This window comes from Aristophania vespae, from assembly GCF_009906835.1.
In the GTDB taxonomy this organism is placed as follows: domain Bacteria; phylum Pseudomonadota; class Alphaproteobacteria; order Acetobacterales; family Acetobacteraceae; genus Aristophania; species Aristophania vespae.
The window spans coordinates 551659-575417 of the sequence record NZ_CP047652.1; the positions used below are offsets into that span (position 1 = coordinate 551659).

Below are 23759 nucleotides of genomic sequence, written 5' to 3' on the forward strand. Positions count from 1 at the left end.
GAGCTAGGAGGCCTTAAAACCTCCTAGCTTTTTACCTAACCTTCGATTTTATTAAAATCAGCGATAGAGTGAGCCTCCTGGCAAAATGCTGCTAATAAAAGGAGTCTGTTCTTACGCTGTTCTGGCTCGTTTGCATTGACAGTTACATTTTCGAAAAAGCTGTCCATGACAGGGCGTAGGGTCGCTAAATGCCGCATTGCGCCCCTAAAGTCATCTGCTTTGAGGCATGCACTAATAGATGGCTCAACAGTTTGAATGGCTTTTTCCAGGTTTCGCTCCTCATCTAATGTAAAGAGAGTGGAATCAGCCTGACCTTTATGCGGTCCGTCTTTTTTATTCTCAATACGCAAAATGTTAGCCCCACGACGGTAAGCTGCGAGAAGATTTTTGCCCTCTTCATGCTCAATCATTTCAGATAGAGCATCAACCCGGCTTAAAAGCCTGACGAGATCACCATCAAGGTGCTTTTCAAAGAGGGTTTCGCCTTTTTGAGCAGAGGTAACAGCTAAGGTTGCGTCAAGAATATCATGACGTTTCCCTTCTGTTTTGAGCTGTACTTTCAAACGTTCCGTAAAAAAGCCTTCGAGATCTTTTAAAGCATTATTTTCTGTAAGCTGCCGCTCAGAAAGATTCTGTGCTGCCTGGAAAAGAAGTGCTCCCAGATCAATACGCAAATTATTATCACGAATAATTCGTATCACGCCTAACGCTGAGCGCCGCAATGCATAGGGATCCCCAGAACCTGAAGGGACTTCCCCAATACCAAAAAACCCTGCAAGCATATCCAGGCGGTCAGCCAGCGCAACGGCATTTGAAACGGAGGCTGTTGCAGGGGTGTCGTCTTGCCCGCGAGGCTTATAATGCTCTGCTATAGCTTGGGAAACGGCTATGTCTTCACCATCATGAGCAGCATAATAGCCCCCCATAATGCCCTGTAGCTCAGGAAACTCTCCGACCATACCTGTTGTCAGGTCAGTTTTGGCCAATAAGCCTGCTCTTTTAGCCTGGTTTATTTGGGTCTCAGAAAGTCCCATAGCCTTAGCAACAATACCAGCCAATGCGCTTATGCGCTGTGAGCGCTCTTCTTGCGTGCCTAATTTTGCATGAAAAGTGACAGCTTCAAGATCTTGAACACGATCAGCCAGAGGTGTTTTACGGTCTAGATCCCAAAAATGTCGTGCATCTGCAAAGCGTGCACGTAAAACACGTTCATTGCCGGCAATACACAAGCTGCCATGATCGTCAAATGTACGATTTGCGACAAATGCAAAATAAGGTGCAGCTTTGCCCTCTTGTGTTTTTAGCGCAAAATATCGCTGATTTACCCTCATGGAAACTTGCATCACTTCAGCTGGTAAATCCATAAATTGAGACTCAATCGTCCCAAGTAGGGGGACCGGATATTCAACCAGGCCACTTATTTCTTCGGTAAGAGCATCATCTTCAACAAGCTTTAAAGATTTTTCCTGGGCTAAAGCAGCTACGCCTTTTTGGATAATGTCTCTGCGCTGAGAATCATCTGTAACGACAAAGCGTTTTTGTAGCTCTTCTCGCCAGTGTGATGCATTTTTAACAGTAAATGTTCCCGGTGCCAAAAAGCGGTGCCCCTCCGAAATATTACTCGAAGTAAGACCGTGCGCATCGTCGTCTTCTCGCATTAAGGAGAAAGGTACAATCTCACCATCAAGAAGACAGGTGATATAATGCAGAGGGCGGACCCAGGAAAAGAGAGAGCCTTTTCCCCATCGCATGGCTTTGGGCCATGGGAAATTCCATAATAAATCAGGAAAAGTTTCAGCAATAAGGTTTGCAGCTGAGCGGGCAGGAAGCTCGCGCTCTAAAACCCAAAATCCATTGTCCTTTTTAAGCTCATCCTGAGTAATATTATGTTTACGCATAAAACCGGCTAAAGCTTTTTCAGGAGCCGTTTCACGCGGACCGCGTTCACTATGAATGCGCGCAGGGATTTGTGTGTCAATAGTTAGGCTTAGAGCAAGACGTCGCGTGCCGTAGGTAGAAAAAACCTCTTTAGGATTAAGATCGGCAAGGGCCTTGTGAACGAGTTGAGATAAATCCCGCGCGGCACGGGCCTGCATTCCAGCAGGTATTTCTTCGCTCAAAAGCTCAAGAAATAATTCAGCCATGAGCGTCTTCTCCCTCTTCTATAGTGAGCCAGGCTTCACAGGCCGCCTTAGCAAGAACACGTACACGGCCAATATAAGATGCGCGTTCTGAAACAGAAATTACACCACGTGCATCAAGTAAGTTGAAAAGATGAGAGGCTTTTAAACACTGGTCAAATGCGGGCTGAGCGACGCCGGCTTCAGAAAGACGAAGGGACTCTTTTTCGCAGTCATTAAAGTGGTTTAACAACATTTTTGTGTCAGCAAGCTCGAAATTATAGCGTGAATAATCTTTTTCAGCACGTAAAAAGACATCGCCATAAGTTAGGCCCTGACCATTAAAATCAAGGTCATAAACATTTTCAACGCCCTGAACATACATAGCCAAGCGTTCAAGCCCATAAGTTAGTTCGGTCGAAGGCATAACAGTTGGAATGCCACCTACTTGCTGGAAATAGGTAAATTGTGTGACTTCCATCCCGTCGCACCAAACTTCCCACCCTAGACCCCAGGCACCAATTGTGGGGTTTTCCCAGTCATCTTCAACAAAGCGAATATCATGTTTTTCGGGGTCGATACCGATAGCACGATAGCTTTCCAGTAAGAGATTTTGGCTTTCCTGCGGTGTGGGTTTAAGTAAAACCTGATATTGGTAATAATGCTGGAGACGGTTGGGGTTTTCTCCATAACGTCCGTCTGAGGGACGACGGCAAGGTTGCACATATGCCGCAGCCCAGGGCTTACGACCTAATGCACGTAACGTTGTATAAGGAGAGAGAGTGCCCGCTCCAAGTTCTGTATCATAAGGCTGTAATATAGCGCAGCCTTTTTCTGCCCAGAATTGATGGAGGCGTAAGATAAGATCTTGGAAGCAAGGAGGCCGGATTAAAGACAATTCACTAGGCTCCGTTTAGAGATATAATTCAGTCTATCTTAGCCTATGAAATATCATATCTCCAGAGTGTGAAATATGTTGATATTTAATTGCTGAGAATTAATAAATCATCGTGCAAATTAACGTTAAGTTAACAAGCTTATTAAGCTTCACCTATAAATGGCCTTAGAGAAGTCCTGTTATCTTGCGGTCGAAGGTGATAAATATCATATCTAAGATCAGAATAACTGCTTTTTGCTAAAGTGGTGAGAAAAGGATGGCATTCTTATGAACTCTGAAGAACGGGATCTCATTAGTCGCTTTGTGGCACGCGTGGGGGCTGGTCATTCAGCTCCAGGTGCTCAGGGTGGACAGGTTGCCCTAGCCCCTATTGATCCGGAAGCTGATCGCTTTATTGCTGAAAATTTTGAAAAATATCCAGAGGCACGTTATCGTATTACGCAGCTTGCTGTTGTTCAGGAAGCGGCTTTGTCTCAGGCCCAGAACCGTATTCGTGACCTTGAGTTTCAGCTTCAGCAGGCTCGCTCACAGCTTATGCAAAATAATCAGCAGCAGCAGCAATCAGGTGGGTTTTTGGGTGGCCTTTTTGGGGGGCGCAAAACACCACAACAGGCTCCTAATGCTTACCCACCAGGATGGGGACCGCAGGCAAATATGGCACAAAGACCGCCAATGCCCCAGGGTGGTTATCAAAATGGATATGCGCCACCACCAGGGTACCAGCCTGGTATGTTTCAGCGTTCTGGCTCAGGATTTTTGGGCTCGGCCTTGTCAACTGCCGCAGGTGTTGCTGGTGGTATGATGGCGGCTAATGCGCTCGAAGGGCTTTTTAGCGGTCATCACGGTGCTGCCGCCGGTGGTGCAGATAACGCGGCCGGTTTTGGCGGAGATAATGCTGCTGGAGCGGCTGGTGGCTTCGGAGGATCCGATCCTTTTGATGGTGCCGGGACAGAAGGGTCAGGCTTTAGTGATGGTGATTTTTCACAAAGTGGTTCTGACGATTTCTTTGGTAATGATAGCGGCGGCTTCGATGGTGATTTCGGTGGTGACTTCGATGGCGGCGGTTTTGACGATTTCTAAACTATAAAAGAAAAAAGGAGGGCAGAATGTCTGATAGCGTCGAAGGCCAAACATTTCATGATGTCGCAGCATTAAACAGTCTGGAAGAGGGGAAAATACACCCTCTTTCTGTGGCTGGTCACGCCATAGTTTTAGTGCGCCGAGGTGATGAGGTGCAGGCTCTCGGTGGTAGATGCCCTCATAAAGGGGCTCCCATTGATCAGGGAGCCCTATGTCACACAAAAGCAAATGGTGACGTGCTGGTTTGCCCATGGCATAAGGCTGTTTTTTCAGCAGCAACGGGTGAGCTTGTTGAGCCAATCGCTTTTGCGCCCTTACCGACTTATCCCGTCGAGGTCATTCAGGGACGTGTTTTGGTTGGAATCAGGCCGAAAGAATTACCCCAACCTGCTCCTATCAAGAAAGACGAGTCCGTATTAATTATCGGTGGTGGTGGGGCTGCGGCAAGCGCCATCTATACCCTTCGGCAAGGTGGTTATGCGGGTAAAATTACGATGATAAGCAGAGAAAAAATTCTCCCTTATAATCGTACAGCCTTAAGTAAAACGGTCATTTTGAGCGACCCTGAAAAGCTTAAATTACCGTTCTTGCTTGATGAGTCCTATTATCAACAGAATAATATAGAAGTTATTTACGATACTGTTGTTGCTTTTGACCCTGCCACGCACATAGCGACGTTGAAAGATGGTTCAACGAAGCGTGGAGACAATGTTATTTTAGCCATGGGTGCTAAACCTAATCAGCTTGACGTTCCTGGCGCCGATCTTGAAGGCGTTATGACACTACGCAACCTCAAAGAAGCCCAGCATATGGCAGAGGTTATCAAGCCCGAAGATGTCGTTGTGCTCGTTGGCGGTGGGTTTATCTGCCTAGAAGTAGCATCGGCATTAAGACAAAAAGGTGTGGGCGTTACAGTTATCTTAGCCGAATCTGTTCCTATGGAATCGCAGTTCGGACGTGAATTGGGGCTTATGCTTTTGCATCTTCATGAAGAAAATAGTGTAGCCTTTATCCGTGACAGTAAATTGGTCAAGATTCATGGTGATAGCAAAGTTAATGCCATAGAGCTTGATGACGGCACGGTTATACCCTGCTCGCATGTCTTATCAGCAGTGGGTGTCACACCTGATTCCGATTTTATTGAGGGCCTTCCCAAAGACAATGACGGCTCTTTGATTGTTAATGATGAGATGAAATTAACGGACAAAATATATGCCGTTGGTGATGTCTCTGCTATGCATCGTAATGGCAGAAATTGCCGCTTTGAGCATTGGCGTCATGCACAGATTCAGGGGCGTATTGCTGCTAAAAGCATTATGGGCGCTCCACTGGATGGCGTACCCACTCCATGGTTCTGGACACAACAATTTGGTAAAAAGCTGGAATATTTGGGCTGGGGTGAGCCTTTTGACCGTGTTATCATTGAAGGCGATATGAGAAAATATGATTTCATAGCGACCTTCAGAGCAAAAGAACGCATCGTAGGAATAGTCAGCTCTGGCCGGGCTGCCGCAATGGCAGAGGCCGCTGTAAATTACGACCAATTCATAGAAGATGACTCAGATAATTCATCCATGTGATATGATTTAAACGGACAGGGCTTGACATAAGGGGGTTGGCTCGGCTTCCTGCCCATCTTAAATCGTGGTTAATTTTATATAACAGCCGAGGAATAAGGGTAAGATCCATGCACCAGTACCGTACACACACATGCAGCGCATTACGCGCAAATGATGCAGGGAAGACCGTACGGCTCTCTGGATGGATCCATAGTAAGCGCGACCACGGGGGCTTACTTTTTATAGATCTGCGTGACCATTACGGTATGACGCAGATTGTTATCCCTGAAGAAGGGGAGCTTTTAAAGCAGGCTGAACGTTTACGGGTAGAAAGCGTTATTACTGTTACGGGCGAAGTTGTTGTGCGTGAAAATGGCCAGCGTAACCCGCAACTACCCACGGGTGATATTGAGCTGCGTGCCAAGGATATTACTGTTCAGTCGGCTGCCGAAGTCCTACCTTTCCAGGTGGCAGGGCAAGAAAATTATCCAGAAGATTTACGTCTTAAATATCGTTATCTCGATCTTCGTCGTGACAAAATGCAGCGTAATCTTTTATTACGCAGCCGCGTTATTGCAAGTATGCGTAGGCGCATGCAGGAGCAGGGCTTTGTAGAGTTTCAAACCCCTATTCTTACAGCATCTTCACCAGAGGGAGCACGTGACTTCTTGGTGCCAGCCCGTTTGCATCCTGGCAAATTTTATGCTCTTCCGCAGGCGCCTCAGCAATTTAAGCAGCTCGCTATGGTGGCAGGTTTAGAGCGCTATTTCCAAATAGCACCCTGTTTCCGTGATGAAGCTTCCAGAGCCGATCGTAGTCCTGGTGAATTTTACCAGCTCGATTTTGAAATGTCATTTGCCACTCAGGAAGATGTATTTGGCGTTTTAGAACCTGTCTTAGCTGGGCTTTTTGAAGAATTTACGCCAGAAGGCTGGAAAATCTCAGACGGAGCTTTTCCTCGTATACCTTTTGCTGATGCCATGCGCGATTATGGTTCTGATAAACCTGATTTACGTAACCCTCTTATTCTGAAAGACGTGACAAAAGTCTTTGACGGTTCTTCTTTTGGTTTATTTGCCAAAATTGCAGCTTCAGGTGGAAAAATTAAAGCAATTCCAGCTCCAAATGCTGGTGATAAGCCCCGTACATTCTTCGATAAATTAAATAACTGGGCACGTGAGCAGGGTGCTGGCGGCCTTGGTTATGTTATTTTTGAAGCAGAAGGCGGCAAAGGCCCGATTGCGAAAAATCTGGAAGCTGAACGTTTGCAGGAATTGCGTGATATTTGTGGCCTAAAAGCTGGTGATGCTGTTTTCTTCGCTGCGGGCACAGATAAAGATTATGCTGTCTCAAAATTTGCGGGAACTGTTCGCACCAAAATTGCTACAGAACTCGACCTTATTGAGAAAAATGCCTTCCGTTTCTGCTGGGTTGTTGATTTCCCAATGTATGAGCATAATGAAGAAACGGGGAGAATTGACTTCTCACATAATCCATTCTCAATGCCGCAAGGCGGCTTAGATGCTCTTAACAACCACGATCCTTTGACCATTAAGGCTTATCAATATGATATTGTCTGTAATGGTGTAGAGCTGTCTTCTGGTGCTATCAGAAACCACCGCCCGGATATAATGTTGCGTGCTTTTGAAATTGCAGGTTATGGCCCGGAAGTCGTTGAAGAGCGTTTTGGTGGTATGTTAAATGCGTTCCGTTATGGCGCTCCTCCTCATGGTGGTGCAGCTCCAGGTGTGGATCGTATTGTCATGTTATTGGCTGATGAACCAAATATCAGAGAAGTTATTTTATTCCCACTCAATCAGGGTGGTGAAGACTTGATGATGGAAGCACCAGCTCCAATTGAGCCAGCACGTTTAAAAGAGCTTTCGCTCAAGCTCGACTTGCCTAAACCTAAAGTCACAGCGGCGCCTCAGAACTAGGATAGGGCGTTAAGATAGTTTCAAGTCCTCTCTTTGAAAAAGAGAGGACTTTGTGGCCAGTCTTTATTAACGGACTGTTACAATAAGAGGAACGTGGTCAGAAGGTTTTTCGCGAGCACGTTCTTCACGATCAACCACCACTTTTTCTAGCCTATCGGCTAATGTGGGTGATAATAAAGCGTGATCGATACGCAGGCCCGAGTTTCTTTGAAAAGCGGCAGCCTGATAGTCCCAAAAACTATAAATTCTTTCATCAGGGTGCAGGGCGCGCAAAGCATCGGTCAGACCTGCCCATAAAAGACGCCGAAATCCCTCGCGGCTTTTGGGGTGTGTTAAGGCGTCATCTGGTGATAGGGCTCCAGGTGCTAAATCTCTGTCGTGAGGGCAGACATTATAATCACCAATAAAAGCAAAAGGCTGACCAGCCTCTAAAAGGGTCTGAGTTCTTCTATATAAAGCATCGAAAAAAGAAATTTTGGTCTTAAAGCCTGCTTCTCCACCTGAATTTCCGTTAGGAAGATAAAGATTACCCAAAGTTAGTCCGTTTATAGATGCCTCAATATAGCGAGCCGCTGGGTCATCAAAACCCGGGAGATGATCGGTCACTAAAGTTAAGGGAGTGCGGCTTATAAAAGCCACCCCATTATAAGATTTTTGCCCTTTAACGAGACAATGAAACCCTTCCTCTTCGAAAAGAGAAGGGAACTGCTCTGTCTCACATTTTATTTCCTGTAAGGCGAGGATCTGACAATCAGGATGTTGTTTCAACCACTCTAAAACCAAATGGGCACGCATTCGGATAGAATTTATGTTCCAGGTGGCAAAACTAAATGACATTGTCAGAAACCTTTAAAGCGTTTTAGGCAAGGGAAAAGCTGCTACCGCATCCACAGGCAGAGGCAGCATTGGGATTATGCACAACAAAATGGGCTCCCATTAATTTATCAATAAAATCTAGCTCAGCATCTTCTAGAAGGGGCAGACTAGCAGAATCAACTATAACGCGCGCCTGACCTTGTTCGAAAATCTGGTCATCCTCATTTTGCTGGCGGTCTAGCTTGAATTGATATTGAAAGCCGTTACAGCCTCCAGCATTTACGGCCACGCGTAAGGCTAAACCTTCTGTCTCATTTTGGGCTTCAATGATCTCAGCAATGCGTGCAGCCGCAGAAGCAGAAATTCGAAAATTATCAGACATAAAATTTCTCTCAGAAAAACTCTGTGGCAGGTCGTTTTTAAAAAAGGAGCGATACGTCCCTTAACTTGACTATAGTTTATGAAAAGAGAAGAATCGATGCTTAACTGGAAAAGACCTTTCATTGATAAAGATGGGAAGTCTGTCAGGAAGAGAGAAGAGGACTTATGACAGCACCTTATGCCGTTCAGCTCGAAGAAGCACGCGGGCGCTTTTATAGTGAGGTAGAAGCCTTGTCTCCTTTCCGTTCTCCCTGGCAACGAGACCGAGACAGAGTGCTTCATTCAACCGGTTTTAAGACACTGCAATATAAGACTCAGGTCTTTCTCAATCATGAGGGGGATTTTTTCCGAACACGCCTGACTCATTCGCTGGAAGTTGCGCAAATAGCACGTTCTGTAGCGCGTAATCTTGGAGTCAATGAAGATCTGACTGAGGTGATCGCTCTAGCTCATGATTTAGGGCATACGCCTTTTGGTCATGCAGGAGAAGATGCTTTGGCTCATGCCATGAAAGAGTGGGGAGGATTCGACCATAATCTGCAATCCCTAAGGCTCGTGACAGAAGTTGAATCTCGTTATCAGGCCTTTGATGGTCTTAATTTGACATGGGAGACATTAGAAGGTCTTGCCAAGCATAATGGCCCGGTAAAAAAACCATCTTCCTGGCTTGTGGATTTCGATCAGGCCTATCCTCTAAAATTGACTAGTTATGCTTCAATAGAAGCTCAAATTGCTTCTATTTGTGATGATATTGCCTATCATGGTCACGATTTAGATGATGGGTTAAGAGCAGGTCTCTTAAAATTTGAAGATTTAGAAGAAGTGCCCCTTCTTAAAACATATCTTGATGAGGTGCGGGCTTTAGATTGGAAGAAGAGAGATCCGGTTGATCGTGATCAACGTATACGTCATGAATTAGTAAGGCGTGTTATTAATGCCCTGATCAGTGATCTTACGGAAAATAGCCTTCTCACACTTAAAGACTTAGCTCCACAAAGTGCTGATGATGTCAGGTATGCAGGCAGGGCCATTATTGGTTTTTCTATGGATATGGCAAAGAAGAACAAGGAAGTGAGAAAATTTCTTTACGCTAATATGTATCGTCACTGGAGAGTATTGCGTATGGCACGCAAGGCTCGCAAAGCCTTGACAGAAATTTTTTCAATTTTGGGAGATGATCCAAGGTTATTACCAAGCTCATGGCGCGAAAAGGCGATAATGAAGCAGAAAACCGGAGATGAAACGGCCTGTAGGCGTGTTGTCGCTGATTATATTGCAAGTATGAGCGACCGTTATGCCATGGAAGAGCATGCTCGTTTGACAGATCTGTCAATTCTCGTTTGAGTCTGACATGCTTCAGCACATATCATTCAGGCTGAAAGAGATGATTTAAAAAATATCATACTATCTCTATAAGCAGATTTATAATTTATTATTCTGTCATTATTCAGTTTAACGGCCCTACAGGAATCTATGTCTATGCCAACTTCCTCTGAAATCTCTAAAGCCTCTGATTGTCTTTTTTCGCAGATGTTAGAGAAGGTGGTAAACTGCCTGGAAAGCATTGAACCTACCCTGCCAAAAGAGATTTTAGGACGTATCGAAGTTACGCCAACGCGTGATCCTGCTCATGGTGATATGGCAACCAATGCAGCTTTATTGGTTGCTAAACCAGCTCGTTGTAAACCACGTGATATCGCTGAAAAGTTAGCTCATGCACTCAGAGATATTCCTGAAATTGAAAAAGCAGAAATTGCAGGGCCTGGCTTTGTTAATCTCACCCTCAAGGTATCTGTTTGGCAAAATGTCGTTTCGAACATTTTGTTAAAAGGGGATAAAGACTATGGCCGCTCCCGGTTAGGGCAGGGAAAACGGGCTAATGTTGAATATGTTTCGGCTAATCCGACTGGCCCTATGCATGTTGGACATTGCCGAGGTGCCGTCGTTGGTGATGCTCTAGCAAATCTCCTGTCTAAAGCAGGTTATGAGGTTACAAAAGAATATTATATTAATGATGCTGGCACCCAAGTCATTGCTTTAACTTGGGCAACTTATTGGCGTTACCTCCAGGCCATTAATATCGATATTCCTGCCGAGGATTTTGATAAATTAGCACCTAATGGGCTTCAATATCAGGGTGATTATTTAATCCCTGTCGGTAAATTTTTGGCAGATAAATTTGGGCGTTCTCTAGCTGGTGATAATAATGGGGTTGGCCCTGAATCATTGTGGTTTGAGACAGTGCGCCAGACAGCACTTGATCACATGATGATGGCCATTAAAGAAGATTTGGCAGCCCTTGGTATTCATCATGATATTTTCTCAAGCGAAGCTTCGGTTCTGGCAGAGGGTGATGTGAATCAAGCCATCACAAAGCTTCAGGATAAAGGGCTTTTATATGAAGGTGTGTTAGAGCCGCCTAAAGGAAAGCTACCTGATGACTGGGAAGCTCGTCCTCAAACTTTGTTCCGGTCAACTGATTTTGGCGATGATACTGACCGTGCCCTGCGTAAGGCTGATGGGACCAATACATATTTTGCGAATGATATAGGATTTCATGCGCGCAAAGCACAACGTTCTGATTTGCTGATTGACGTTTTAGGGGCTGATCACGGGGGATATGTTTCTCGTATGAAGGCGGCCATCTCGGCCCTAACTGACGGTAAAACAGAGTTTGAAGCTGTATTATGTCAAATAGTGCGGGTGGTAAAAGACGGCGAACCAGTTCGTATGTCTAAAAGAGCAGGCACCTTTATAACATTGCGTGACCTTCTGGATGAAGTGGGACGTGATGCCGTGCGCTTTATTATGCTCACGCGTAAGGCCGATGCTCAAATGGAGTTCGATCTTAACGCAGCCGTTGCGCAGACACGCGATAATCCTGTTTTTTATGTTAATTATGCTCATGCGCGGTGCTGCTCTGTCCTGCGGCATGGCATAGAAATCTATGGTCAGGAGCGTGTCAGTGAAAAAGCTCTTTCGCAAATAGATCTGTCGAGCTTAACAGCGCCAGAAGAAATAGCAGTGCTACGTCGTCTTGCCGCGTTACCGCGGCAGATAGAGGCGGCAGCTTCGGTGCGTGAACCACATCGTATTGCAACATATTCCATCGATCTGGCATCTGATTTCCATGCTCTGTGGAATCGGGGCCGTGAGAACGCAAGTCTCCGCTTTATTCAGGAAGATGCACCTGAGCAAACTTTTGCTCGCTTGGCACTTGTGGCTGCGATTGCCATAACCATAAGAGCAGGTTTGAATATTCTCGGAGTACAGGCTCTGGAGGAACTACGCTAAAATGTTCGACCGTGACGATGATAAGATGCCCAATATTACCCCCCTCAAGCAGATGATCGCCTTCATGGCGCCAATTATGCTGATGGGCCCCGTCAGAGATTAGGGGGGAGAGGCTCCCCCCTGGTGAAAGACCAACTTATGGTCGGCAAAATGGGATTCTTACAAGTTTATTGGGCCATGACCCTGCGACTAGAAAATTGATGGGGGGTGCGCTGATCATTGTCGTCCTTCTGCTTTTGGCTGTTGGAGGGTGGTCTCTTATCGGAAATCGTCACCACGGGGTGCCTGTGATTGCGCCACCGCCTTTAGCTGTGCGTGATCGTCCGGCTGACCCAGGTGGAATGCAGGTTATGAGTGATGATACGGTTAAAAGTGATGTTACTGGTAAAGGGCAGGTGCATCTTGCTCCTCCTACTGAGCAACCAGATGAACGCGTTTTAGCTCGTAAAAGTGAGCAGCCCGTTCAGTCACAATTCCCTGTAGATAAAATATCAAAACCGTTACAAAGCGATATTCCGCCTGTTCAATCGGTGCCTGGTCCTTCTGCTCCGTCAGAGCCCGAATCGGCATCTGTATCCAAAATCCAAAAAAGCGCGCCAGTGGTTAAAAAAGCTGAGGTTAAAACCTCGCAAGAAGCGCGTCATTTACCGCCGCCTAAGGCAGTAACTCATACTGGCTCCTTCCAGGTTCAGCTTGTTGCGCTGGAGGGTAAAGAAAAAGCACGTCAAGCGTGGCAGCAGCTTCAACGGCGTGTTCCAAATATATTGGGCCATAAAACGCCCCTTTATAGTCAGGTTTTACATAATGGCCGCAGCTTTACACGTGTAAGGATCGGTGGTTTCGCTGATCTTAAAGCGTCAAAAGCTTTTTGTGCTCAATTAAAAGCTCATTCTGTTACCTGTGCCCCTGCGTCTTTTTAGGGAAAGCTAGGTGACAGAAAAGCTTCACCTTTCTTTAGATGGTTATGAAGGTCCGTTAGATCTTCTATTGGAGCTTGCGCGACAGCAGAAGGTCGATTTAGCTCAAATTTCGGTCCTGCAACTTGCAGAACAGTTTTTGGCTGTTGTGGAAGAGGCCAAACGTGAAGCGCAACTTTCACGTTTGGAGCTAACAGCTGATTGGCTTGTTATGGCAGCCTGGCTCACATGGCTTAAGTCTCGACTTCTTCTCCCTCATCTGGAAGCAGAAAGTGAAGAAGCTGCTGAAATGCTCCATGAGCGTTTGGCAGAACTTGAATATATGAAGGCGCTTATAAAATGGCTAGAAAATCAGCCTCAATTGGGAGTTTCCGTTTTTGAGCGGCCTATTTCTGAAAATCATAACCATATAGATCGCTCGTGCCTTAAAGCAGAATTTTCGTCTCTTATTGCATCTTACTTAACATCTCGGAGAAGAACTCACAAAAAGCGCGTCTATAAGCCACGTGCTTTTAATTATTGGAGTGTTCAAAAAGCACGAGATATTTTGTCGCGCTTACTAGGGCAGCCTTATAGTGATAAATGGCAGTCATTGACCATGTTGCTACCTACTTTATCTGAGCTAAGCGCAATAGAAGCAAAAGCTGCCATTGCTGGAGCCTTTATGGCGGGGCTGGAAATGGCCAGGTCAGGAGTATTGGAACTAAGGCAGGAAACTAGCTTTGCTCTCATTGAGTGGCGGGGTTGCAATGACGTTTAGAGATGAAGACAAAAACCATATTATAAGTTTGGTCGAGGCTTATCTTTTTGCGAGTGCTGACCCTATTTCTAGTAAAACGCTGCTTTCTTATTTGGCAGCACAGAATTATCATTTAGAAAGTGAAGAGCTTTCTCTTATTCTTGAGGGGCTTGAGGAGCGTTTAAATGGTCATGCCTTTGAGCTTTGCGCTGTGGCACGTGGCTGGCAATTCCGTACCAAAAAAGAATTTGCTTCTGCTTTGACAAAAATAATAGAAAAACCGCGTCGTTTAACGCGCGGGGCTATGGAGACATTGGCCGTGGTCGCTTTTCATCAACCTTGCACAAGAGCCGAGATCGAGGCTATCAGGGGGGTAAGTCTTGGTCAGAATATTCTTGATACTCTCATTGAAGAAGGATTGATGACGCCGAAAGGACGTAAAGAAGTACCAGGACGGCCTGTTTTATGGGGTACAACACCAAAATTTTTAAAATTATTTGGTCTTAATTCTTTAAGCGATCTTCCTAAAAAAGAAGAACTTGTTTTGGACCCGGCTACAGCCGAAAATAACGAGGTTATTATGCCTGTTATTGCTCAGGCCAGGAAAAACAAAGATGTTTGACTTTAGCTGGACTGAAATTGCGCTTTTCGCTGTCGTCGTTCTGATTTTTATCAAGCCCAAAGATTTGCCAATAGCGATGAGGACTTTATCCAAAGGAATCAAAGCTCTTAGACGGATGGCAGGCGAGTTTCAGCAGCATATTGATGATATGGTGCGAGAGGCTGATCTTTCAGAAGCGCGAGATCAACTCAAGGAACTGCGTCAATTTAATATTAAAGACCAGGTAACGCGCGCGATTGATCCTGATAAAAAAATGAGGCAATCGCTTGATTTAAATGAGTCCGAGCTAGATTATCATCACGTAGAGGCTTCGCCTCCTTTACCTAAAGTGCCAGAACCAGATAGCCATAAGCCTGGGGGAGAGCTTCCTTATAATGCCAGGCTTCAGGCTCAGGCGGAGGCTTTGGAAAAAGCACCTGCCATTATCCCCCAACCACGGCTGTCCGTTTGATCGAAGAAGCAGATTACTGGCAGACACCTGCTATCATTCCGCCTGAAATAGCTTTACATCATGGCAAACGTATTCGGATTTTATCCGACCCATCATTTGACCTTAAAGAGTCTAATGGCGCGCTTGAGGGTGAGAAACGAAATGACTGACGATCAAAACCCGATTCATGATAAATCTATGCCGCTCATAGATCATATTATTGAACTAAGACGTCGGTTAATCTGGTCACTGGCAACATTTATTATTGCCTTTGGTATTTGCTATCATTTTTCTGGCGATATTTATCGTTTTTTAGCGGCACCTTTGGCTGAAATAATGCGCCAAAAGGGCGAGCAGCCTCATCTTATTTATACAGCTTTATATGAAGCCTTTTTTACCTATGTTCGCGTAGGTGTTTTTGGCGCTTTATTTTTATCTTTTCCCATGATTGCTATCCAGATCTGGATTTTTATTGCTCCAGGTCTTTATCGCAATGAGAAAAAAGCTTTTGCACCTTTTTTAGTGGCAACACCTGTCTTATTTTTACTGGGAGCAGCCTTAGCTTATTATTTAGTATTTCCCTTTGCATGGAAGTTTTTTCTCTCCTTCCAGCAATCAGGGGGGACAGATCAAATGGGCATTGAGTTACAGGCTCGCGTTTCAGAATATTTAAATCTGGTGACAAAAATGATTCTGGCTTTTGGTGTCTGCTTCGAATTGCCAGTTGCCCTAACATTAATTGTCAAAGCTGGGTTGGTAAAAACGGCTTCATTAAAAAAGGTGCGCCGATATGCTTATGTTGCAGCCTTTGCTGTAGCGGCCGTTGTGGCTCCACCCGATGCAATTACAATGTTGAGCCTCGCAATCCCGTTAGTCTGTTTATATGAATTTTCAATCCTTGCGGCCAAATTAGTTGAGCCGCGTCGTCTGGAGGACGAAGAAGAAACGTCCTCAGAAAGTAATATAAGTGGGGGAGTTCCTTAATTTATGCATGACCTCAAAATCCTGCGGGCTGATCCAGACGCTTTTGATGCCGCTCTTAGTCGCCGAGGCATTGCTCCGGTTGCTCAAAGTTTGGTACAGGAAGATGAAATGCGCAGAGCGGCTTTGGCAGAGCTGCAAAAAGCGCAGTCTGAACGTAAAATTATTGCTCGTGATATCGGTCAGGCAAAAAGACAGGGCCAGGATAGCGCAGAGTTAGAAGCAAAGGCCATTGCCTTGCGCGACCATATTGCCACTCTTGAAGCACGCGCTAATACGCTTCAGGAAGCTATAGATAATGTTTTAAAAACTCTACCTAATCGTTTAGATGACTCTGTTCCCGATGGGCGCGATGAAAGTGAAAATCTTGTCATTCATCAAAAGGGGGAAGTGCCCAAATTTACATTTACGCCTAAGCAGCATTTTGAATTAGGCGAAGCTCTGGGGATGATGGATTTTCCCACAGCAACCAAGATCTCGGGTGCGCGCTTTGTCATGTTGCGCGGTGCATTGGCAAGGCTTGAGCGTGCGCTAGGCCAGTTTATGCTTGATACACACACGCAAGATTTTGGGTATGAAGAAACAACAGTGCCACTGCTCGTAAATGACGCGGCCATGTATGGCACTGATAAATTACCTAAATTTGCTGAGGATTCTTTCCATACAGAAGATGGAAGGTGGCTTATTCCAACGGGTGAGGTGCCTTTAACGGCAACCGTTATGGGAGAGATGCTTTCTGCTAATATGCTGCCCAAAAGGCTCACAACCTTATCGTCTTGTTTTCGGTCTGAGGCTGGTTCGGCAGGAAGAGATGTGCGCGGTATGTTGCGTCAGCATCAATTTACAAAATGTGAGTTAGTTTCAATAGTAAAGCCCGAAGAGAGCGAGGCAGAACATGAACGCATGACGCGTGCTGCCGAAACAGTGCTTGAGCGGCTCGGCCTACCTTTCAGACGTGTGTTATTATGCGCTGGAGATACAGGCTTTGGTGCTGCTAAAACATATGACCTTGAAGCATGGCTCCCTGGTCAAAATGCCTGGCGTGAAGTGTCTTCCTGTTCCAATACAAAAGACTTTCAAGCACGCCGGATGAATGCGCGTTATAGAGCTGAAACGGGTCCTGCTTTTGTTCATACACTTAATGGATCTGGATTAGCAGTAGGCAGGGTCATGATCGCCCTGATGGAAGTTTATCAAAATGAGGCAGGTCAAGTTACGATCCCTGAACCTTTGCGTCCTTATATGGGCGGATTAGAAATTATCGGTTGAGGTTTATATGCTCAGTACGCTCCCATGAAGCGGCTGAGCATATCTAACATGCCAGACAATTTTTGTAAGTTATGGCGTTCATTACGATAAAAGAACGTTAACTTAATAAAATACTAACAGAAAAATATTTCATAATTTTGTGTTTATTATTGACCATATTATGAAACAATTAAGAAAAAATCAGCACAATAAATCAGATTAATATTATTAATCCTCTTAATTACGGCGCTTTTTCTACAAAAAGAGAGACGTGCTTCAAATTGAAATGAATTTTACCAGACTCATGAAGGAGGGTTCATGAAAAACGCTGTATCGCTGGGTATTTTTCTTGTTTTTGCTGTGGCTATTTTAGGGTTAGTGCAGCTTTATCTAACTTTTGTGGGTATTTGGCATGTATGGGGGCTTATAGCGGCTATCATCGCCATTGTCGTTACATTTGTCTTTAGAACGTCAGTTCTGCTTCTTATAGGTACTTACATGGGAGCGGTACATGTTTGGGGTTGGCCCTGGTGGGGTGCGGTCCTTATCGCTATCCCTGCGGTTTTCTTCCTCATTCCTGGAGCAATTTTAATTTTCTTCAAAAAATTCGGAATGAAAAATTAACATCTTCCATATTTAAGATGCATTTTAAAAAGAGGGTCCAAGTTTTTCTTGGCCCTCTTTGCGCATTTTACGAGCGAGATTTACCAAATGGCTTCTTTTTCTTTTCAGCGCCTTTTTTATTTTTTGAAGTAGGACCACTATCCTTAGATTGGTCTTTAACTTTACGGCTCTTAAAAGATTTTGGTGCTCCATGCCTCTTTAAACGCCGTGAGCTTTCTTTCATTCGACTTTGTGTGCGCAGAACGCTTTCAATCCAGTCATTAAGCTTGGTGGCATTATATTCTGCATCTTCCAATGCTGGATAATAGTCAGGAAAACGCATAGCCAGCCAGCGCCAGCTAACAAGCCTTTTATGGCGTTTTTCAGCGCGTTCAAGCTCAGTGTTATCGGCTTTTGTTGGAACTGGTAGGCGGCCAGTTCCAGGGGATGAACTATTTTTCCACTCGCATGGTTGGCAGCCCAGTCAATCAGGCGTTGAATGCCATTATCACGCATATCTACCGGGCACATCGCATAGGTCCATCGAGTGATAAGATCGAGATTTTCAACACCTTCTAATGAAGCTGCAATTTCAAGGGCCTGTTCCATATCTGCCAGACGATAATTTGGGTCATCAGGACGAAGAACGGCGCGCTTAATGCGGGTGAGTACACCATAAAGACTATCTGAGCCGATTTCCTGTGCAACAGCTTGTACAATGTCAGCATCAGGTTGCACAAAAGGCCGCAAATCTTTCATTGTTTCAGGTGGGGCTTCTAGCATATGACGAATAAAAGAAGGACTACCACCTCCTTCTAAAACACAAACTAACCCATCTTCATGTTTGCCAAAGCGTCCGGCGCGACCACCAATTTGCTTCACTTCCTGAGAGGTAAGATTGCGTGTATTACGGCCATCATATTTGCGTAACGTACTAAAAATTACGCGTTTTATAGAAAGATTTAATCCCATACCGATAGCATCTGTTGCAATCAGAATATCGGCCTCTCCATTATTAAAACGCGCTGCCTCTGCACGTCTCACCTCTGGACTAAGAGCGCCATAAATAACGGCAACGCGTTTATTGCGCTCAAGTAACTGGGCCCGGTAATCCAATACTTCACGGCGAGAAAATGCAATTAGAGCATCGCCCTGACGCAAATTATCTAATGATAAAGTGCCACCAGTTCTTAAAGGACTTTTACGTTCAAGGTGAATTTCATCTACCGGATCGTTACATAAAGCAGCAATACGTTTGACGAGCGGGATACAGTCAGCAGCGCCTAGAATGAAAATATGGCGCGCTGGTACTCCCATGATAGCAGCCGTCCATGCGGCACCCCGATCGGTATCTGTGAGCATTTGCGCTTCGTCAATAATGGCGACATCGACGGGATTATGAAAAGGGCACATTTCAACCGTCGCGGCGAGATGGCGTGCTGTAGGGTCTATAATACGCTCTTCACCAGTGGTGAGAGATATTGGGACATTGCGACTTAACATAGCCTCGCGAAATTCATGTGCCAAAAGCCGCAAGGGTGCTAATGCAATACCAGATTTAGCTTCTGCCAGAGCGGCCAGGGCAGTGTAAGATTTTCCCGAATTTGTGGGGCCTGTTACCAGCGTAATCCGTCGTTTAAGGGCGCGCGCTGTTCGGAAATGACCGGCAAAACGATCTAAGGCAGCAACGCGGGCAATAGCTTCGTTTCCGGTGCCGGTCTCATTTAAAATAATTTTATTAGATTTGTCTTTTTTAGACAGACCTTTGCGCCATAAAGATACTTCAGGCCGTAACTTTTTGATTTCTGTAGGGTCAAAAAAGAAAATTTCTAGACCATCAGGCTGTGTCTCGCGTTTGGCGATAGGAAGGCGATTTTCGGCAATCCATTTTAGAACTTCACGTCTTGAGCAATGAAGAAGAGAGGGTATCTCTTCATAGCCAATAAGTGTTTCTTCCCATTTCTGAAGATGAATAAGCTCTTGTTGGCGCCGTTTTTCAGCACGTAAACGGATGGCCTCCTGTTCCTGCTGGCGCTTTTCTTCTGAAAGTATAAGTTCATCTTCAAAGCCCAAATCCACAGCCCCAAAAGCACGTGCGATGGATTGGGATAGTCGTTCAAGCTGTTTTGCAGAAGGAAATGCACCCGAATCAATTAGATCAGCTCTGACTTCTTCCAAAACTTGTTTGGGGTTGTCCCCAATATCACGCCACCTCTCTTCTAATACAGACTCGAGAAGTTCCGAGAGAGTCTCTCCGGTGATAAGGGGATCATTGACGCGTTCAGCAGCACTTAAGACATCGCTCTTACTGACCCATATATCGCCAGCTCTTTGGGCGCTATTCATAAGATTATTGGCCCATTGCCTCCGCCTTACCTGACATAGAGCCTGTATAAGTTCTGGGACACTGATTGTGTCTTTGTCAGTGCCTAAGCGTCTTGCAACCTGGCGGAGCAGGGCCGGTCTTTCTTTTGGTGTTATTTTAAGATCAGTCCCTAACCCTTTTTCAGCAAGTGAAAGAGCGTGTTCTGCGGGTGAGGGGTATAATCATGCATATGCTAGGAGACCTGTTTTGGCGAAATACCAGCAAAAATTAACATCAGTAAAAAATTCTAAAAAACCAGAAAATGAGTATTATCAAGCTTTTTTATAACAATTCTTTGTTGATGATGGGTTTGGGTGGCTTTCCGTGAGCTGTGACAATGCGATAGAAACATGTCACACTTAAAGTAATAGGCCTCTGCCTTAATTCCTTTTCTTCTTATTGTCCAACGGAGACTAAGACGGATATGACAACTCCATTTCCAGCTGATGCAGCCCCAACCCCAACTATGGATGCTCCATTAAGCGGGCTTGTTCCACATGAAGGGCATGAGCGCCAATATCGTTTGGAAAAGCCGAGCAAAGAATACGGCCATCTTTATCCAGCTGAAGTAAAGCAGGTTCATCATTGGACCAATCGTCTTTTTAGTTTTACGACGACTCGTGATCCAGGTCTGCGCTTTGAAAATGGCCAATTTACAATGATTGGCATTGAAGTTGAGGGTAAACCCCTTTTGCGTGCTTATTCCATTGCTTCTGCCAATTATGAAGATGAAATGGAATTTCTTTCTATTGCCGTAGAAAATGGTCCTCTCACATCACGCTTGCGCCACGTTAAGGTTGGAGACACTGTTCTCATTGGTCGTAAACCTGTCGGGACGCTGCTTTTAGATAATTTAAAGCCTGGTCGTAACCTATATTTTCTTTCTACCGGCACGGGCCTGGCTCCTTTTATGAGCCTCATTAAAGATCCCGAAGCTTACGATCGTTATGATAATATCATCCTCACTCACACAGTGCGTGAAAGAGGAGAGCTTGCTTATAAAGATTTTATTGAAACGATTTTACCTGAGCATGAATTTCTGGGAGATGACATCAAGGCTAAGTTGAAATATTATCCTGCTGTCACGCGTGAAGATTTTCCCGTGCAGGAACGTATTACCAGCTTGATCCAGAATGGACGTATTTTTCGTGATCTAAACATTCCTGGGCTTGACCCAGAACATGACAGAGTCATGATTTGTGGTTCACCTGAAATGCTTGCTGACACAGAAAAATTGCTTGAAGAACGTGGTTTTGTAGAAGGCAACATGAATAACCAAGGTTCTTATGTTGTCGAAAAGGCATTTGCTGAACGCTAACTCTTAGCCAGTAAGGAACGAAAAGTGATGCAGGAATTTGACCTCTTTGTCATTGGTGCAGGCTCTGGTGGTGTGCGGTGCGCACGCATTGCGGCACAGAATGGCGCTAATGTTGCTATAGTTGAAAGACAACATTGGGGAGGGACCTGTGTTAATCTTGGATGTGTCCCTAAAAAGCTAATGGTTTATGCCTCCGAAATGGGGCAATCTTTAAAAGATGCGCCCTCTTATGGCTGGGATGTCCATATAAACGGCCATGACTGGGCGCACTTTATTGAGGCTAAGGATAAAGAAATAGCGCGCTTAAATGGGGTATATGTTTCTTTGCTTAAGCGTGCAGGCGTTACTTCCTTTACAGGTAATGCACGCCTGAAAGCGGGTAATATTATCGAAATTACCCCATCCCCTTTAGAGCCTGATGCACCTACCCTTATAGTTAAAGCCAAAAAAATTGTTTTGGCGACTGGTTCGACCCCGGTGCGCTTAGATATTCCTGGTGCTGAGCACGCTCTTGTTTCAGATGATGTTTTTTCTTTAAAAGAGCGTCCACAACATATAGCAATTATTGGTAGTGGCTATATTGGACTGGAATTTGCCAGTATTTTCAATAATCTTGGGTCCGATGTTGAGTTAGTTTATCGCCAAAATCTACCCTTAAGAGGGTTTGACACAGATTTGCGCGAACATATGCATGCCCTGATTGATATGAAGGGCATAGTGCAACATGTTGAAACGACACCCAAAAAAATTGAAAAAACTGACGCGGGCTTAGAGCTTACTCTCTCTACGGGTAAAGTGCTTAAAGTCGATGCTGTATTAATGGCAACAGGCAGGCGTCCTGCGATTGATGAGTTAGGGCTTGAGGAAGCGGGTATAGAAACTGATAAAGGTGCTGTTAAAACAGACTCTTCTTTTGCTACATCAGTGCCCTCAATTTATGCTATTGGCGATATTACAAACCAGTATAATTTGACGCCAACGGCTATTGCAGAGGGTCATTTATTAGCTGAGGCTTTATTTAATCCTCAGGGAAGAGACTGGTCTTTTGAGACAACGCCTAAAGCTGTATTTTTCTCCCCACCTATGGCGAGTGTTGGTTTGACAGAGCAAGAAGCTGTTAAGCAACATGATCTTGAAATTTACAGTTCACAATTTACGCCTATGGCGCAAACACTTCCCGGCCGTCCTGGCAAAACATTTATGAAATTAATTGTTGATGCCCGCAGTGGTGTGTTGCTTGGAGCACATATGATTGGCCCTGATGCGCCAGAAATCATACAGATGTTAGCCATAGCCGTAACAGCGAGCTTAACTAAAGCTGAGCTTGATCGCACTCTGTCACTTCATCCAACCTCAGCCGAAGAATTTGTGACCATGCGTACACCAGACCGAAAAGTGCCGAGAGCAAAAGCTAGTACTTCGTCAGGTGAGGCTCCTTGAAAAATAAAAAGAATTAAAAGGATGATGAAGCAATCGTTGTTGAAGCCTAATAATTACAACGCTGTTTTTTTTGCATTACGCACAACGATTGTTTCACTTATTGCTCTTGGCATAGCTTTTTGGATGGAGCTAGGAGAGCCACAATGGGCGGCTATGACCGTTTGGATTGTAGCACAGAGCTCTCGTGGCATGAGTCATTCCAAAGGGAAATGGAGGATTATCGGGACATTAGGGGGGTGATCGCAGCAATCATTCTCATTGCATCATTTCCGCAATATCCTTGGCTTTTCTTTATTGCTCTCGCTTTATTATCAGCCCTTTGTACGGGGCTTTCTTCTGTTACGCATAACTTTCGAAGTTATGCCCTTGTACTAATTGCCTATACATGCGCCATCATCTCATTAAGTGCCCTTGAAAGACCTGATCAGGTCTTTAATGTTGCTGTAGCACGGGGAACCTACATTATATTGGGTGTTGTGTGCGAAATGGTAGGAGGCATGATCTGTGTGCCAAACTCGGCGCGTAATGCCTTAGAGGATTTGCATAAGCGTTTATCAAACTTGATGGGTGATTCTGCCAAAGCAATAGCTGGTGTACTTCGTGGAAAAGAAGGGTCGGTAGATAAACTCAGTACTCTGTTAAGTTCCCTGCAAGGTTTTAATGACGGGCTTGAATTTATCCGTAGTGCGACGCAGCGGGCAGGGGGTGATACTGATCGTGCTCATATTGTCCTAACCCTGGTTGCGGTTGTCTTATCGCGGGGCCTAGGTTTGCACTCACGCATTATGTCAGTGGGTGATTTGCCCGAAAATATTAAAAATGATCTTGATTTTTTGGCAGATAAATTGGAGGAGCTACCTGATATTCTTGCCATTCGAGGGCAGGGCGCTATTGCAATTGATAAGTTAGAGGAATTAAAAAGTTATAGTAACAAAAAGCTAAAGCAATATTTAATGAAAGATGATGATGCCTCCTTAAAGGGGGCATAATTTTTTCGGGTGTTGAGTTTTT

At 45.0% G+C, this 23759-nt stretch carries 19 protein-coding genes and 2 pseudogenes; 16 read left to right on the forward strand and 5 right to left on the reverse strand.

All coding sequences use genetic code 11. The annotated features are described in order from the left end of the window. Window positions 1-35 precede the first annotated feature (35 nt). Window positions 36-2144: a glycine--tRNA ligase subunit beta gene (gene glyS / locus GT348_RS02465; RefSeq protein WP_160618365.1), complete on the reverse strand. Its 2109-nt coding sequence runs from the start codon at window positions 2142-2144 to the stop codon at window positions 36-38. Further along, entirely contained in the window at window positions 2137-3018 is an 882-nt protein-coding gene (locus tag GT348_RS02470; RefSeq protein WP_160618366.1) for a glycine--tRNA ligase subunit alpha, read from the reverse strand. Before GT348_RS02470 ends, glyS begins: the two co-directional genes overlap by 8 nt. A 267-nt stretch (window positions 3019-3285) precedes the next feature. Here GT348_RS02470 and GT348_RS02475 point away from each other — a divergent pair, with 267 nt between their 5' ends. The 3 genes from GT348_RS02475 to aspS all read left to right on the forward strand — a co-directional run bounded on the left by GT348_RS02475 (window position 3286) and on the right by aspS (window position 7594). Further along, complete coding sequence (locus tag GT348_RS02475) at window positions 3286-4098, forward strand: DUF2076 domain-containing protein (protein WP_160618367.1); 813 nt, start codon at window positions 3286-3288, stop codon at window positions 4096-4098. 26 nt (window positions 4099-4124) lie between these two features. Then, a complete protein-coding gene (locus GT348_RS02480) occupies window positions 4125-5678 on the forward strand; it encodes an FAD-dependent oxidoreductase (RefSeq protein WP_160618368.1) in 1554 nt (517 codons plus the stop codon). A 107-nt stretch (window positions 5679-5785) separates the two neighbouring features. After that, on the forward strand, window positions 5786-7594 hold the full coding sequence (aspS, locus tag GT348_RS02485) for an aspartate--tRNA ligase (RefSeq protein WP_160618369.1): 1809 nt from the start codon (window positions 5786-5788) through the stop codon (window positions 7592-7594). Between the two features lie 66 nt (window positions 7595-7660). Here the strand turns inward: aspS and xth are convergent, their stop codons facing one another. Both xth and erpA read right to left on the reverse strand, forming a co-directional pair. Beyond that, complete coding sequence (xth, locus tag GT348_RS02490) at window positions 7661-8431, reverse strand: exodeoxyribonuclease III (protein ID WP_160618370.1); 771 nt, start codon at window positions 8429-8431, stop codon at window positions 7661-7663. 22 nt (window positions 8432-8453) lie between these two features. Beyond that, window positions 8454-8792 (reverse strand): iron-sulfur cluster insertion protein ErpA, encoded by a 339-nt coding sequence (gene erpA, locus GT348_RS02495; RefSeq protein WP_160618371.1) that lies wholly within the window; start codon window positions 8790-8792, stop codon window positions 8454-8456. A 164-nt stretch (window positions 8793-8956) separates the two neighbouring features. Here erpA and GT348_RS02500 point away from each other — a divergent pair, with 164 nt between their 5' ends. The 10 genes from GT348_RS02500 to GT348_RS02540 all read left to right on the forward strand — a co-directional run bounded on the left by GT348_RS02500 (window position 8957) and on the right by GT348_RS02540 (window position 17646). Beyond that, window positions 8957-10135: a deoxyguanosinetriphosphate triphosphohydrolase gene (locus GT348_RS02500; protein ID WP_160618372.1), complete on the forward strand. Its 1179-nt coding sequence runs from the start codon at window positions 8957-8959 to the stop codon at window positions 10133-10135. A 135-nt stretch (window positions 10136-10270) separates the two neighbouring features. Beyond that, complete coding sequence (argS, locus tag GT348_RS02505; RefSeq protein ID WP_160618373.1) at window positions 10271-12085, forward strand: arginine--tRNA ligase; 1815 nt, start codon at window positions 10271-10273, stop codon at window positions 12083-12085. A 200-nt stretch (window positions 12086-12285) separates the two neighbouring features. Beyond that, window positions 12286-13005 (forward strand): SPOR domain-containing protein, encoded by a 720-nt coding sequence (locus GT348_RS02510; protein WP_160618374.1) that lies wholly within the window; start codon window positions 12286-12288, stop codon window positions 13003-13005. A gap of 10 nt (window positions 13006-13015) precedes the next feature. Beyond that, entirely contained in the window at window positions 13016-13762 is a 747-nt protein-coding gene (locus GT348_RS02515) for a segregation and condensation protein A (RefSeq protein WP_160618375.1), read from the forward strand. After that, window positions 13752-14363 (forward strand): SMC-Scp complex subunit ScpB, encoded by a 612-nt coding sequence (scpB, locus tag GT348_RS02520; protein WP_160618376.1) that lies wholly within the window; start codon window positions 13752-13754, stop codon window positions 14361-14363. The genes GT348_RS02515 and scpB overlap by 11 nt, the downstream gene beginning before the upstream one ends. Beyond that, entirely contained in the window at window positions 14356-14814 is a 459-nt protein-coding gene (locus GT348_RS02525; protein WP_236646557.1) for a twin-arginine translocase subunit TatB, read from the forward strand. The genes scpB and GT348_RS02525 overlap by 8 nt, the downstream gene beginning before the upstream one ends. Then, window positions 14811-14963, forward strand: a complete 153-nt coding sequence (locus GT348_RS09320) for a hypothetical protein (RefSeq protein WP_236646558.1) — start codon at window positions 14811-14813, stop codon at window positions 14961-14963. Before GT348_RS02525 ends, GT348_RS09320 begins: the two co-directional genes overlap by 4 nt. Beyond that, a complete protein-coding gene (tatC, locus tag GT348_RS02530) occupies window positions 14956-15777 on the forward strand; it encodes a twin-arginine translocase subunit TatC (protein WP_160618377.1) in 822 nt (273 codons plus the stop codon). The genes GT348_RS09320 and tatC overlap by 8 nt, the downstream gene beginning before the upstream one ends. Before the next feature lie 3 nt (window positions 15778-15780). Continuing rightward, the gene (gene serS / locus GT348_RS02535; protein ID WP_160618378.1) at window positions 15781-17043 is read left to right on the forward strand and encodes a serine--tRNA ligase; all 1263 of its coding nucleotides are present in this window, start codon (window positions 15781-15783) and stop codon (window positions 17041-17043) included. Between the two features lie 297 nt (window positions 17044-17340). Beyond that, the gene (locus GT348_RS02540; protein ID WP_160618379.1) at window positions 17341-17646 is read left to right on the forward strand and encodes a hypothetical protein; all 306 of its coding nucleotides are present in this window, start codon (window positions 17341-17343) and stop codon (window positions 17644-17646) included. Between the two features lie 67 nt (window positions 17647-17713). On the opposite strand, the pseudogene GT348_RS02545 reads toward GT348_RS02540, so the two are convergent. After that, window positions 17714-20163, reverse strand: a pseudogene (locus GT348_RS02545) (helicase-related protein); the annotation flags it as partial. 251 nt (window positions 20164-20414) lie between these two features. Between GT348_RS02545 and GT348_RS02550 the strand changes: the two are divergent. The 3 genes and pseudogenes from GT348_RS02550 (at window position 20415) to GT348_RS02565 (ending at window position 23737) form a co-directional block, all read left to right on the forward strand. Next, window positions 20415-21308 (forward strand): ferredoxin--NADP reductase, encoded by an 894-nt coding sequence (locus GT348_RS02550; RefSeq protein WP_160618380.1) that lies wholly within the window; start codon window positions 20415-20417, stop codon window positions 21306-21308. Between the two features lie 27 nt (window positions 21309-21335). Further along, complete coding sequence (gene gorA, locus GT348_RS02555; RefSeq protein ID WP_160618381.1) at window positions 21336-22748, forward strand: glutathione-disulfide reductase; 1413 nt, start codon at window positions 21336-21338, stop codon at window positions 22746-22748. A 123-nt stretch (window positions 22749-22871) separates the two neighbouring features. Next, window positions 22872-23737: pseudogene (locus tag GT348_RS02565) on the forward strand (FUSC family protein). Window positions 23738-23759: the final 22 nt, after the last annotated feature.

Bases quoted from the DNA above. Each gene is read 5' to 3' on its own strand.
- argS (WP_160618373.1), top strand. From the start codon at position 10,271: ATGCCAACTTCCTCTGAAATCTCTAAAGCCTCTGATTGTCTTTTTTCG.
- GT348_RS02480 (WP_160618368.1), top strand. From the start codon at position 4,125: ATGTCTGATAGCGTCGAAGGCCAAACATTTCATGATGTCGCAGCATTA.
- scpB (WP_160618376.1), top strand. From the start codon at position 13,752: ATGACGTTTAGAGATGAAGACAAAAACCATATTATAAGTTTGGTCGAG.
- GT348_RS02500 (WP_160618372.1), top strand. From the start codon at position 8,957: ATGACAGCACCTTATGCCGTTCAGCTCGAAGAAGCACGCGGGCGCTTT.
- xth (WP_160618370.1), bottom strand. From the start codon at position 8,431: ATGTCATTTAGTTTTGCCACCTGGAACATAAATTCTATCCGAATGCGT.
- GT348_RS02510 (WP_160618374.1), top strand. From the start codon at position 12,286: ATGGGGGGTGCGCTGATCATTGTCGTCCTTCTGCTTTTGGCTGTTGGA.
- aspS (WP_160618369.1), top strand. From the start codon at position 5,786: ATGCACCAGTACCGTACACACACATGCAGCGCATTACGCGCAAATGAT.
- gorA (WP_160618381.1), top strand. From the start codon at position 21,336: ATGCAGGAATTTGACCTCTTTGTCATTGGTGCAGGCTCTGGTGGTGTG.
- GT348_RS02540 (WP_160618379.1), top strand. From the start codon at position 17,341: ATGAAAAACGCTGTATCGCTGGGTATTTTTCTTGTTTTTGCTGTGGCT.
- tatC (WP_160618377.1), top strand. From the start codon at position 14,956: ATGACTGACGATCAAAACCCGATTCATGATAAATCTATGCCGCTCATA.
- serS (WP_160618378.1), top strand. From the start codon at position 15,781: ATGCATGACCTCAAAATCCTGCGGGCTGATCCAGACGCTTTTGATGCC.
- GT348_RS02475 (WP_160618367.1), top strand. From the start codon at position 3,286: ATGAACTCTGAAGAACGGGATCTCATTAGTCGCTTTGTGGCACGCGTG.
- GT348_RS02525 (WP_236646557.1), top strand. From the start codon at position 14,356: ATGTTTGACTTTAGCTGGACTGAAATTGCGCTTTTCGCTGTCGTCGTT.
- GT348_RS02550 (WP_160618380.1), top strand. From the start codon at position 20,415: ATGACAACTCCATTTCCAGCTGATGCAGCCCCAACCCCAACTATGGAT.
- glyS (WP_160618365.1), bottom strand. From the start codon at position 2,144: ATGGCTGAATTATTTCTTGAGCTTTTGAGCGAAGAAATACCTGCTGGA.
- erpA (WP_160618371.1), bottom strand. From the start codon at position 8,792: ATGTCTGATAATTTTCGAATTTCTGCTTCTGCGGCTGCACGCATTGCT.